Genomic DNA, 13,234 nt, shown 5'->3' with positions numbered 1-13,234 from the left:
TTTTGGCTGGCATACATTATAACTAATTATCGCTTATCTTATATTTATATTATACAATCTAGCTGCGTATCAGCTTATCTCGCGCAAATCAATCCCAAATCGAAAATCGAAAATCCTCAAGAAAGAGCATTTATCTCGCGCAAGTCAATCCAAAATCTAAAATCTAAAATCTAAAATCGATTGACTCCCCGATCGACTACTTTTGTAGTACACTTGTAAACACGGCGCGCCGAGAGCGCAGTTTTAAATGCAAGTGTTTGCAAGGGTTGTATCTCAACAAAAATTTATGGCAAGCTTTCAGGACATATTCCAATACTACAGTCGCTACTGGAAAATATCAGTGTACAGCATAAGCGCATCCAGCATTTTGGCACTAGCCGATTTGCTTGTTCCTTATGCGATCGGTCAAATATTAAACGTATTGTCGGGTCAACCTACAGATACTGTTACCCAAAAACTCATAACAGCGATCGCCTCTATTACCCAGCACTCACCCAACAAAATATTATCGCTATCCGTCTTGCTGGGCATAATTTTTGTGGTAACAGTCGCCAAAGCACCGATCCAACCTTGGGTAGCAAATTGGTTCCACTGGGCGATACCATTGAGGGCAAGGCGCGATCGAATGAGAAGTGCGATCGGCAAAATCCTCACCTTACCCCTAGAATTCTACGACGAAAACAACGCCGGACGGGTTGCCAGCCGCATCGCCAAAGGCATCGCCAACCATACTTGGACTTACCCAGAAATTGCCGGCGAATTCATCCCCGAAGTCGTCCGCTTAATCGGCATTTTTGCCGTTATCTGCTTAATTGAGTGGCGGATTGGCTTATTAATTTTGGTTTCATTCCTATTTATCCTCAGTTTCACCCTTAAAGGTTTGCAAGGGGTGACTGCGCGAGAAGAAATTCTCGATGAATACATCGAAGATACCGAAAGCCGCAACTCGGAAATTATCACCAACATCAAAACAGTCAAAGCTTTTGCGACAGAAAGCGATGAACTCAAAAGGCAAACCACCAGACTCGATCGCGAATTAAAAGTCGTGATCCACCGCATTCACAAAGGATACGTCACCCTGGGGACATACCAGCAGACGATCGTCCAGTTGTGTTTGTTTTCAGTTCTCGGTTTTAGCCTAGCAGCCACGGTTGCAGGCAAAATTTCCCTCGGATATTTTGTTACCGTCTACACGTTGGCAAGCATGGCATATTCGCAACTGCGTCCGATTAGCATTATCGCCGAATTATTGGCGCGGCGTTATTCTTCAATGATCCGGTTCCACGAGTTTATGCAAACGCCAGACGGTGTTGATGCGGTTAATTTAGCAGAAAATGCTCGATCGGCACAGCCACCTTATAAATTTACCGGCAAAGTTGAGATCGGCGGTTTGACATTCGGGTACGACAGTCAAAAACCAGTTTTGCAGGATGTGAATTTATTAATTCATCCCCGTCAAACAGTAGCATTAGTCGGGCGATCGGGTTCCGGGAAATCGACTTTAGTTAAACTTCTGTTTCGCTACTTTGAACCCAACTCCGGCCGCATTCTGATCGACGGCGAAGACATTCGCAGCTTAGACGTGACTCGCTACCGCCAGCGTTTAGCGATTGTCCACCAAGAAGTAGACGTTTTTAACGGTACTTTGCTGGAAAATTTGACTTACGGAAACAGAAGCGCCACTTTCGAGCAAGTTGAGGATGCTTGTCGCATTGCCAAAGTAGACGATTTTGTGCGGCTGTTGCCTCAAGGTTACTATACCGTGGTCGGGGAGCGAGGAATGCGCTTGTCCGGCGGTCAGCGGCAGCGGTTGGGGATTGCCAGGGCGCTGTTGGTGGAACCGGATGTGTTAATTTTTGATGAGGCTACTTCTAGTTTGGACTATGAAAGCGAGCGATCGATCCAGATAGCCATGCGAAATATCCTCGGTACGCGCACCACCATCATTATTGCCCACAGACTGAGTACAATTCGCGAAGCCGATGCGATCGTCGTACTCGACGGCGGTAGAATCGTCGAAGTTGGCAGCCACGAAGAACTTTTGAGTCAACAAGGTATTTACCGCCGCCTGCACTCCCTGCAAGAAACCGGGGAATTAGTGAATTAGGGATTTCCTCTTAGTCTAGACTTAGGGTGCTCCGGGCACGCACCCAGCCTAGACTTAGCAATGCACACCTTAAACAGTGTTCAAATTTCCCGTCTGCCGCTAAGTCACTTATGTGTTCTCAACTTAATGATTAGAGTTTTAAATATAATGTTGCAAATAAAGATTCTGATGCTAGGATGTATAACTGTGATGGAAATGGGTCGATGCCCGAGCGGTTAATGGGGGCGGACTGTAAATCCGCTGGCTACGCCTACGCTAGTTCAAATCTAGCTCGGCCCACCTCAATTTAATAAAAAGTTAAAATTTAAGAATTAAAAATTAATTTTTTAATTGGAGATTCTTAATTTTTTATGCCCGTGTAACTCAGTGGTAGAGTACCTCCTTGGTAAGGAGGAAGTCACGAGTTCAAATCTCGTCACGGGCTTTCTAGTTTATGCTATATCCGCCAAAGGTTTCAGGTTCGTCGCACAGCAACAAGCTTAGTTTTCTGCTCAACTTTCGCGCTAATGGTTTTCTAATATCTCCAAAACGACTTTCATATCTGCCAAGTCCGCCCTCGACTTTTTGCGTCTGGTCTTCAACTGGTTGATCGAGTCGGCTGGCTATGGAAATTCTGTGACTCCCCACAAGAAAACTTATTCTTTGTGGAACAGGCTTCTTGCCTGTTCTTGAGAATGGTGTAACATCTCAGTTCCAACTGATATCTTGCACCATTGTCAGCAACAGGCTTTCCGGCCTGTTCCACAAAAGATAAATTTTGTTGTGGAACAGGCCGAAAAGCCTGTTCATAAAAAACTAATTGAGAATGGTGAAACATCTCAGTTCCAACCGACTGTCTTCTATGAGACTGGGGTTTCCTCCCGGCGGACACGGCCACAAACTCAACACAATATTGTACCCGTATCGAAATCCCCGACTTCTTCAAGAAATCGTGAATCTAATCATCCTCATCCAATCCCAGCGGCACAAAATATTGACTGTAAACCACACTATCGGGCTCCCAAAGAGGCCGCCAATAAACATTTTGCATCACCGCTTTCTCCCCATCACCCTCAGCAGGCCACTGAAAACTTACGATCGCAATATTGCTATATCCCACAATTTCATCACCCTCTTGCAGCCAGCGATTGCGCCACAACAGCGATATAAAATTCCATAACCTACGCAGCGGTGACAATTGTTTATTTTTATGCGATCTATCTGACGCAGTTCCATTTTCTAGCTGCAAAAACACGCGAGCTCTTTGCCGTTTAATCCAATCAATCCGATAGCCCCAATCAGGCAGAGATTGTCTATTTCTGACAGCAGCAGCCATAGCCTTCTTTCTGTCCCCCCTCGAAATCTTCATTAATTCCAGCGGCTCATTCCATCCCAAACATTCGTGCGATCGCTCGGGAAGCAGCGACTTAATCTTAGTATGAATTAAATGCGTTTTCCACTCCTCATTGATCAAAGCACTAGCAGTCAACTGCGCCAACACAGAATTTTGACAATTTGACCGATAATTCTCCCTCGTCAAAGGCTCAATATTCGATCGAGAATCGCCAAAATGACAATCAGACCAATAACTCAGTCGCACACCAGCAGCATAGTGAATATCCCCCGTCAACACAATCACCCGATTGCGCTGCTTAAAAAACTCCGACAACAGCTTTACAAAAGCTAACTCATGAAAATTCCAAGCATCCCCCGCATCACTATTAAAAACCTTCCCCTGTTCCACCTCCCGTTTTTGCACCGCATCAATAATCCACAAACCCACCAAATTTGTCGGCACAACCACCAGCGTCGCCTCAATCTCAAACTCCCCAGTTTTATTCAGCAACTCAGTCTCCCTCAAAGGTTTCTGAATTTGCTCCTCAAAACCTTTGTGAGTCAAAAGCATCGGCGGATCGATCGCGCTTTTCACCGGATACCCCCGCCAATTCCGCGTATCCAGCACAATCACCTCGTGCTTAAAACTTCTCACAGTAAAATGCCAATTCAAAACCTCACTTACACCCTCGCCATCCCGATCCAAAATAAAAACATCTTCATCTAATTTCAAATTAGGCAAATGAGTTTTCGGGTCTAGTCCTGGAATTCCCAAATACGAAGCCGCCTCCTCCCAAGCAGAAACATCAGTCCCTGCCGAATTCGACCATTTTTTAGCAGTTGTTAATAATTTATCTCCAGGTTGTGCGCGATCGAACTGTGCAGGCGTATTTCCCCAAGCCTGAAACACAGCGTAAGCCAGCAAAGCATTCTGCACCACCCGGCGGCCCAGCGGCTTCCCCAGCACCCGGTAACACCACTCTCGATTCAAATAAAAATCGTCGCTAACATCATGGTCGTCGCAAATCATATAAGTAGGAATATTCGCTAGCGCCCTCCTCACTCTCCACAAATTGCGAGCAAAACCGTTAAGTTCAACAACTTCTCTATCCCAGACTTTGGCCTGCTTAGAATTTGGGCAAATATCCTTACCCTTCGGAAAACTCGTGCACCAGAGTACCGGCGACCAAACTAACAAATACATCGCATAATATTCGCCCAAGCTAAACAAGTGACTTTTAGCATTTTTGGGTTTATTCACCAACATGGCCGTAAAGCCGCCAAAATCTCTGGCAATATCGCTGCGAGTCCCCGGCTGTAACTCAATTGGTTTTTTGAACTGATACTCAGCATCAGACGGTTTCTGAATTGGCGACTCTCTAAAAATTTCCCTCTCTTGGCCAAGTGCAGTTTCGTTTTCCGAATTTTTAGGTATACTGATACACAAATTCTTTTTTATTTGGGAATCGTCCATCAGGGGTAGACTTTCTTCCCAGCCCAACAGTGTATCGCCAGCGTCAGTCAAGGCCCACAGCATGGCATCGGCAACGTCGTCGCCGTAAATTTGGTCGCCCGTTAAAAACAGTTGGTGGGGCCTGCTATTTGCCGTTCCTGCAAACTGTTCGATCGAATTATCCAAGATGGGCAGCGCATCTCTGCCGTCTCCGTGGGGCTTGCGACAAGAACCGTGAACGATACGCAAATAGTTTAAATCCTGCGGCGGCAGGGCAAAAGTGGGCAACCCGTGAGCGAAATAACTAATCGTCTCCGGCCCCAAAGCCGATAAATCAGGGGTGGCAGGCCACAGGCAAGAAATCAGATTTTCTTTCTCATTTTCTGGGACTGCACCCCCGACGTTCGACTCGCTACTCCCAGTAAACTTGATGTCGTAAGCATAAATTTGCCCAGATGTCAAGAGGTTGCTGTTAATTGGTTTAGCAGTCACGGCGACTACGTGCAGGTATTTGCCGAGCTGCACGGTAGAGCTCGCACCTTGGAGCAAGGGCCGATCGACAATTTCGCCGGTTCCGCCCTCTGTCGAATAAACCTTGAGTTCGACTTGGCGGGGGGCTTTCAGAGCCAGCCAAACTGTCACGGCCCGACTTTGGGTCCGGCGCAAAATCGGGCCCGCAAGGATCAGCGGCAAGTGATGAATTCGATGACTTAAGGGAGTCCACGACATAGGATTTAAAAAATAAAAATTAAATAAGAGTGTTCTAGCAATCAGATTTTAGGCGATCGAGCATCTGTCACCCGCTTAATTAATGCTAAGTCTGCCAACCCAAGTCTGCAAAATTGTAACAATTCATTAACTAAAATTAATAATCATGCTACAAGAAGAACAATTACAGCATTTCCGAGATTCAGTCCCGCAGCCGCCAACAATTAAAGCATCAGAACCCGCCGAACGCCCCAACAGCCGGCCAATCTACTCCTCGCCTTTAGATCGGGCGATCGACCGCCACCCCCTCACCGTGGCTCCAGAAACCCCGATCGCCCAAGTGTTGGCTCTCATGAACCCGATGCGCGTCTCCTGTCACCTTTGTGGCGAAAAACAAAACGCTGTTGCTAGCGCAGCCAAGCGCAGTTGCGTCTTAGTCGTGGAAGATAATCGACCGATCGGCATTTTTACAGAACGGGATATCGTCAAGCTAACTACCGTCGCAGCTTGTACAGTCGGACTGACAATTGCTGAGGTAATGACTCGATCGCCCATTACTCTCAAAAAATCCGAGTCTCCAGATATTTTCACAGCTATGTTCACCTTGCGCCAGCACTCCATCCGGCATTTGCCCGTAGTAGACGAGGACTCGCGACTTCTGGGCATCATCACCCGCGAAGCCATTCACGAAGCCCTCCAGCCGATTAACTTGCTAACCAATTTGCGCTGTGCAGCAGATGTCATGGCACACCAAGTCATTTCTGCCACAACAACTGCCTCAGCCCTCGATTTAGCCCAGCTCATGGTCAAGCATCGAGTTAGTTCCGTTATCATTGTCAAAGAGCAAAGTCAGCATCCCGATCGGGCGATCGCACCAACACAAAATTACCAAATTCCGATCGGCATTGTCACCGAGCGCGACATCGTGCAGTTTCACGCCCTCGAATTAAACCTCTCGGAAATCCCAGCAGCAAGGGCCATGAGTGCGCCTTTATTTTGCATATCTCCCGCCGATTCCCTCTGGAGTGTCCACCAGTCCATGCAGCGCCACTGCGTCCGCCGTTTGGTAGTAGTTGGCAGCCAGGGAGAACTTTTGGGTGTTGTGTCTCAGACAAATTTGCCACAAGTTTTTAACCAATCTGAAATGTATGGGACGATCGAGCTGTTGCAACAAGCAGTGGACGATCGAGCCACCCAATTGCAGAAAGCCAACGAACTTTTGCAGCAAGAAATTTTAGAGCGGCAGCGGGCCCAAGAAGCCCTGCGCCAAGCTCACGACGACTTAAAAAAACAAGTTGAAGAACGCACCGCTCAACTTTTAGAATCAAATGAATTGTTGAGACGGGATATTATCAAGCGCCAGCGAGTCGAAGAAGTCCTGCGGCGAAAGCAAACTTGCTTGAAAAATCAAGCGCAGCAATTAGAGCAAACTGTGCGAAAGTTGCAGCAAACTCAAACTCAATTAGTGCAAACCGAAAAAATGTCTTCTTTGGGACAAATGATTGCCGGTATCGCTCACGAAATTAACAATCCTGTTAATTTTATCTACGGCAACCTTTCCCACGCCAGCCACTACATCAAAGAATTGCTCCAACTGTTGGAACTTTACCAGCAGCACTATCCCGAACCAGTCTCGGAAATTCGGGAAGCAGCAGCAGAGATGGAAGTCGATTTTTTGGTAGAAGACTTATCTAAGCTAGTGTCTTCTATGCAAGTAGGAACCGAGCGCATCCGCCAAATAGTTGTGTCGATGCGTAATTTTTCGCGATCGGATCAATCTAACATCAAGCTCGTTGACATTCACGAGGGACTCGAAACCACTTTGTTGATTTTGCAGCACCGGCTCAAAGCCCACGGCCCACATCCAACTATCCAGATTATTAAAGAATACGGCAATTTGCCCCACATCGAGTGCTGTGCCGGTCAGATCAATCAGGTGTTCATGAATATTATCGGCAATGCTATTGATGCTTTGGATGAAGAAATCCAGCAAGGGGAATGGGCGACGAGAAATGCGAAAAATTCACCCCCGTCAAATCCTAGTTCTCCATTGACTGTTCCCACTATTACAATTCGTACTGAAGTTGTTGGTGGCGATTTTGTCGCGATCCGCATTTCCGACAACGGGCGGGGCATACCGGAGGAGATTCGCCGCCAATTATTTGACCCGTTTTTTACTACCAAACCAGTCGGCAAGGGCACGGGGTTGGGACTGTCGATTTCTTACCATTTAGTTGTCGAACAGCACGGGGGGCGGCTCGACTGCGTTTCGGAAGCTGGACGGGGCACTGAATTTGCGATCGAGATTCCGATCGTCAGTTCTCATTAGTCAGCAGTCATAGGATTGAAGAATTGAAGAATTGAAAAATTGAAAAAGCTGTCGGAAACAGTGGTTTGTCCCGACGATCGCACGTTGCGACTGGCCTCGATCGCCAGCCTCCATCACCGTATAACCGGCAGCCCCAGCTTCCTCGACGATCTTGGCGATCTTTTTCAGCAGCACCTTTTCAGCGGCACTTTTTCCGTGACAAGGCAATACTCTATGGTTTTTCCTTGAACCATATCTTTAAGTTTATGCCAAATATCTGCGAATTCATTACCCTCTGTTGAGAAAGATTGACTCAGATTAGCGGAATCATTTTATAAAAAACACTTATCTTTTTGACGCTATGGCAACCATTCAACCAGCAAATCTAAGTATAAACTTAAGAATACCGTTCAAGGCGAAAGCATAGATGTCTGTCTTCTGTTCGATATCAATGTCAGGTTTGAGCGATCGAGTCTCTCTCCTTGAGACACTATCCATTCACAGTTGAATTTCTGACAGGTATTTCCGTAGCGGCGGGCAAGTACCCGCCACCGCCACACACATTCGAGCAGCATGGAGCGTAAACAATGAACAAGTTTGACTCAACTAAACTGCAGACCAAATTTGACAACACCAGCGAAGGCTGGCTAGTGCAGGTGTATAGCGGCGATCGTCGCCTGCTCTGTGTGCTCTATTCGTCTCACGCCTGGACTTTTTTGTTGGGCTGTGGGTTCGGTCTCCTACTGGCGGTGGGGTGGTTTAACCTTGCCAATTACAGTCCGTCCACGACTTATGTGCCGGCAACCACTCCCCCCGAAATGTGGATTGATTAGTTCAAAGCATTGCTATAAGAGTGGTGTTCACGCCACTCCTGTTCCCGATTTTGCCGATCCCATACCGTCCTCGGTACAATATCCGTGTACATAAAAAATTATGTGTTCGCTATTTATACTGACCAGAAATATACGGGTTTTCTGAGAACAAAAGGAAAACTTATGATTTGAAGTAAAAATTATTTGGCATATCCATGTAAAGCGATCGCAAATTTGTGCCATTTAAGGATAGACTCAAGTACATAGAATTTTGGGTCTTAATAGATATTTATCTATAGAAGTTACTGTGGGACAGCGACACCTTCGACCCCCATTCGGATAGCAGCCATTTCTGAACCCCCTGCCGACAGGTGTTCCCATAACACCATTCGGCAGGGTTGAAGTGCTGCACCCTTACTTCTTAAAGCTCACCGATCACAATAATCGCTCTTTTTTAGAGGAGGCAGCAGGAGGTATTCATGGATTTTTTGTCCTTGTTCTTAATGGACTTTATTAAGCAGTTGCAGTCCCCAACACTTGGGTTTTTGATTGGTGGTATGATCCTTGGCGCTCTTGGTAGCGAATTGGTAATTCCAGAGGCGATTACTCAGATCATCGTCTTCATGCTGCTCATGAAAATCGGTCTGACCGGTGGTCAGGCGATCCGCAATTCCAACCTGACGGAGATGGTGTTACCCGCAGCGTTTGCTGTAGCAGTAGGGATTCTTGTTGTATTCATCGCGCGCTATACGTTGGCAAAGCTGCCGAAGGTCAACACCGTGGATGCGATTGCGACCGGGGGATTGTTTGGTGCTGTGAGTGGCTCTACTATGGCTGCCGCCCTGACGCTACTGGAAGAACAAAAAATGCCATACGAGGCATGGGCGGCCGCACTCTATCCCTTCATGGATATCCCAGCGCTCGTAACGGCGATTGTGGTGGCCAACATTTATCTCAACAAGAAGAAGCGTAGTGCAGCAGCCCACTCTACTGTGCAGGAGTCTTTGAGCAAGCAGCCCGTTGCAGCAGGCGATTATCCCAGCAGCCGGCAAGAGTATCTCAGCAAGCAGCAGAAGCCTGCGGATAATCGGGTCAAGATCTGGCCGATCGTCCAGGAAAGCCTCCAGGGTCCTGCCCTATCGGCAATGTTGCTCGGCATTGCTCTTGGCCTGTTCACCCAGCCGGAAAGTGTCTATAAAAGCTTCTACGATCCCCTCTTCCGCGGCTTGCTTTCGATCTTGATGCTGGTCATGGGTATGGAGGCTTGGTCAAGGATTGGCGAACTGCGTAAGGTGGCCCAGTGGTACGTCGTGTATAGCGTAGTGGCACCGCTGGTGCATGGGTTCATCGCCTTCGGTCTCGGCATGATTGCTCACTACGCCACGGGATTCAGCCTGGGCGGTGTTGTGATCCTCGCTGTTATTGCCGCCTCCAGTTCAGACATCTCCGGTCCGCCCACGTTGCGAGCCGGGATTCCTTCGGCAAATCCCTCCGCCTACATCGGCGCATCTACAGCCATCGGTACACCCATTGCGATCGGCTTGTGTATACCGCTCTTCCTCGGGCTGGCCCAGGCGATCGGCGGCAGGTAATCCCAGACGGGTCGCGGTCTGTTGGCGCTCCCTCGCTCCAACAGACCAAGCGACTCAATATATTAAGATCAACATACGTAGGTAAGGAGGTAACCAAAATGCCCAAGCCAGCCAAAAAGCTTGTCATCGTCACGGAAAAGATTCTGCTCAAAAAGATCGTCCATATCATCGAAGAATCCGGGGCAACCGGTTATACGGTTCTCGAAACCGGCGGTAAAGGCAGTCGCAACGTGCGATCGTCGGGACAACCCAGCGTTTCTGACACCACGGCGAATATAAAATTCGAGGTGCTCACCCCCGATCGGGATATGGCCGAGAATATTGCCGATCAGGTCGCAATAAAGTTTTTCCTCGATTTTGCGGGCATGATCTATATCTGTGACGCGGAGGTACTGTACGGGCACAGTTTCTGTGGACCAGACGGCTGTTGAATCGAGACGACACAGACCTAAAAAGCCGGGGCATGACCCCGGCTTTTTAGTAGCCGTATTTCTTGCCTGCAAACTTGGGTCTCAGTTGCAGTCTCCAGCGCGAGGCTTTCCGATCGGTGGTATGGTCATTGCCGCCAACGATGTAGCGAACTGCAAATTCCAGATGCGATCTATAGCCCAGGCTCGAATAGTGATTGAACCTATTAATAGGAGTCTAAAAGTTTTCAAATTTTTGTCAAGTCGTTATAATCGTCGCCGCCGTTATGGTCTCCGTTGTAATTTGTTGTCAACACTTTACAATTATCAGTGAGATATCAGGTCTAAAATTCAAAACCTTTAATTTTAACATAGATTTTTTTTTCAATAGGTCTAATATACCGACAATCCCCCACTCGACTCCTCGCCCACTCTCGGAGGCTCCCTCACTGCAAAACTCGGACACTTCCCCACCTATTCCTAAAAATTCACAATTTTTTACAAAACACCCGAAACCTCAGCAAAGTCAATGTTTCCCAATCTAAAATCTAAAATCTAAAATCTAAAATCCCATAACTTTGCCCTCGCCTGACCCAAGCGATCCGAACCAACTTCGAGTTTGCCTCATCCACTAGCGTCTTGATGACCGTTCGAGTTACCCGCACAATCCATCAACTGCCTGCATCCTAGCCCCAAATCCCAAAGCCCAGATTGTTTGATTCGTTAATTTTTATTTTATTTTTGTACCTCTTTATATTAAGAAAGTATTCTAAAAGTAATTTAAAAGCTAAAAAAAATATAAAAATAGATTGTTAGCTCAAAAAACCAGTTAAGATTCCAAAAGATGCAAAATAAACAAATTTACTAGCATTTTCATTTAGACGCCCCCTTTCTTTTCATCGCAAGTTAGCTAATAATGCTTTCAACGAGGTGACTAAGGGGTGAGTCGAAAATTGGTCTAACCCAAAGACGGATACAAGCCCCAAACAAAAGTCGTCGAGATCGAAAATTTTAGTTAGAGAGAAGCCCCTGATTCATCTGGGGAGTCCATTCTTTCATCTCAAATCTGAAATCTCAAATCGACTGACAGTAAGGGAATTGCAATTGGGCTATTGCAATTGGGCTATGGAAATTGGGCGATCGAAAAAAAGCATGAAACCCCAGCCCTCATCGTTTTGATAGAAACCTATAGGAGAACCAAGAGTGAAACTAGCAGTTTACGGAAAAGGTGGAATTGGTAAATCAACAACAAGCTGCAACATCTCGGTTGCCCTAGCCAAGCGGGGCAAGAAAGTTTTGCAAATCGGTTGCGATCCAAAGCACGACAGCACATTTACCCTCACTGGCTTCTTGATCCCCACAATTATTGACACCCTTCAGCAAAAGGACTATCACTACGAAGACGTTTGGCCCGAAGATGTCATCTACAAAGGCTACGGCGGCGTTGACTGCGTTGAAGCAGGCGGCCCTCCTGCAGGAGCTGGCTGCGGTGGCTATGTAGTAGGTGAAACCGTCAAACTCCTCAAAGAACTAAATGCCTTCGACGAATACGACATTATCCTGTTCGACGTGCTCGGTGACGTAGTGTGCGGCGGTTTTGCAGCCCCATTGAACTACGCCGATTACTGCATGATTGTTACCGACAACGGGTTCGACGCTTTATTTGCAGCCAACCGCATCGCCGCCTCAGTCCGCGAAAAAGCCCGCACTCACCCGTTGCGGCTCGCTGGTTTAATTGGCAACCGCACCTCAAAGCGCGACTTGATCGACAAGTACATTGACTCTGTACCCATGCCGGTGCTGGAAGTGCTGCCCCTGATTGAAGACATTCGCGTTTCTCGCGTTAAAGGCAAAACATTGTTTGAGATGGCAGAAAGCGATCCTTCCCTCAATTACGTCTGCGATTACTACCTCAACATCGCTGACCAGATTTTGGCAATGCCCGAAGGAGTAGTGCCCAACGACACGCCCGATCGCGAATTATTCGCCTTACTTTCAGATTTTTATCTAAATCCAGTGCAACCAGTGGTCAAGAAGGAGGAAGATGAGCTAGACCTGATGATGGTTTAATAGGTCTAGCGATCAGGATGAGGATAAAGAGGTTATGGCTTTTTTTGATACTTTTTCAGTTGCTCTCAAACAGAAGTGGTTGGACTACTACCAGGTAAATCGGGCTTGGCTGCTCCTGCACATGACGGCTGACAACACGGTCGCCACACCCGACGGCGGGAAAAGGCCTGTTTCTTACCTCATCCTGGGAATTGCGGCTGCCCTGGAGCCGGAACTCCAGCAATTAATGCTGCCCTTCTCAAAACTCAAGCCGGATGCAGACAGCCTGATCGAAGTGTTGGGGCTAAATTTTGACCCGGACATCGCGCTGGGTATGCCCTCAAATATCGTGCCGCAGACGATCGGCACATCTCCAACACCCGCAGCAGCTCAAACTGCAACTGCTGCACCCGCAGCAGCTCAAACTGCAACTGCTGCACCCGCAGCAGCTCAAACTGCAACTGCTGCACCCGCAGCAGCTCAA

Annotated in this window: 9 protein-coding genes, 2 tRNA genes and 1 pseudogene; 10 read left to right on the top strand and 2 right to left on the bottom strand. The window is 47.5% G+C overall.

Annotated elements, in window-relative coordinates:
- The first annotated feature begins 286 nt into the window (after positions 1-286).
- From QUA50_RS25455 to QUA50_RS25445, 3 genes are all read left to right on the top strand, one after another.
- Positions 287-2,107: an ABC transporter ATP-binding protein gene (locus tag QUA50_RS25455; protein ID WP_333267949.1), complete on the top strand. Its 1,821-nt coding sequence runs from the start codon at positions 287-289 to the stop codon at positions 2,105-2,107.
- Positions 2,108-2,304: 197 nt separating this feature from the next.
- Positions 2,305-2,386, top strand: a tRNA-Tyr gene (locus QUA50_RS25450).
- A gap of 73 nt (positions 2,387-2,459) precedes the next feature.
- Positions 2,460-2,531: transfer RNA gene (locus tag QUA50_RS25445), tRNA-Thr, on the top strand.
- 513 nt (positions 2,532-3,044) lie between these two features.
- Here the strand turns inward: QUA50_RS25445 and QUA50_RS25440 are convergent.
- On the bottom strand, positions 3,045-5,603 hold the full coding sequence (locus QUA50_RS25440; protein WP_333267947.1) for a PhoD-like phosphatase: 2,559 nt from the start codon (positions 5,601-5,603) through the stop codon (positions 3,045-3,047).
- A gap of 145 nt (positions 5,604-5,748) precedes the next feature.
- Between QUA50_RS25440 and QUA50_RS25435 the strand changes: the two genes are divergently transcribed.
- A complete protein-coding gene (locus tag QUA50_RS25435; protein WP_333267945.1) occupies positions 5,749-7,911 on the top strand; it encodes a CBS domain-containing protein in 2,163 nt (720 codons plus the stop codon).
- Here the strand turns inward: QUA50_RS25435 and QUA50_RS25430 are convergent, their stop codons facing one another.
- The gene (locus tag QUA50_RS25430) at positions 7,912-8,085 is read right to left on the bottom strand and encodes a hypothetical protein (protein ID WP_333267943.1); all 174 of its coding nucleotides are present in this window, start codon (positions 8,083-8,085) and stop codon (positions 7,912-7,914) included.
- 392 nt (positions 8,086-8,477) lie between these two features.
- Between QUA50_RS25430 and QUA50_RS25425 the strand changes: the two genes are divergently transcribed.
- The 6 genes and pseudogenes from QUA50_RS25425 to QUA50_RS25400 all read left to right on the top strand — a co-directional run.
- Positions 8,478-8,723, top strand: a complete 246-nt coding sequence (locus tag QUA50_RS25425) for a hypothetical protein (RefSeq protein WP_333298928.1) — start codon at positions 8,478-8,480, stop codon at positions 8,721-8,723.
- 458 nt (positions 8,724-9,181) lie between these two features.
- Positions 9,182-10,294, top strand: a complete 1,113-nt coding sequence (locus tag QUA50_RS25420) for a sodium-dependent bicarbonate transport family permease (protein WP_333267941.1) — start codon at positions 9,182-9,184, stop codon at positions 10,292-10,294.
- A 98-nt stretch (positions 10,295-10,392) separates the two neighbouring features.
- On the top strand, positions 10,393-10,725 hold the full coding sequence (locus tag QUA50_RS25415) for a P-II family nitrogen regulator (protein ID WP_333267939.1): 333 nt from the start codon (positions 10,393-10,395) through the stop codon (positions 10,723-10,725).
- Between the two features lie 184 nt (positions 10,726-10,909).
- Positions 10,910-11,035: pseudogene (locus tag QUA50_RS25410) on the top strand (IS5/IS1182 family transposase); the annotation flags it as partial.
- A gap of 869 nt (positions 11,036-11,904) precedes the next feature.
- Positions 11,905-12,771: a ferredoxin:protochlorophyllide reductase (ATP-dependent) iron-sulfur ATP-binding protein gene (bchL, locus tag QUA50_RS25405; RefSeq protein ID WP_006634709.1), complete on the top strand. Its 867-nt coding sequence runs from the start codon at positions 11,905-11,907 to the stop codon at positions 12,769-12,771.
- 34 nt (positions 12,772-12,805) lie between these two features.
- Positions 12,806-13,234 (top strand): DUF5331 domain-containing protein (locus QUA50_RS25400; RefSeq protein ID WP_333267937.1); only part of this gene is annotated, 429 nt, incomplete at its 3' end.

It is taken from the genome of Microcoleus sp. M2_D5 (genome assembly GCF_036701935.1).
Taxonomy (GTDB): domain Bacteria; phylum Cyanobacteriota; class Cyanobacteriia; order Cyanobacteriales; family Microcoleaceae; genus Microcoleus.
This window is presented reverse-complemented; position numbering and strand designations above follow the sequence as displayed.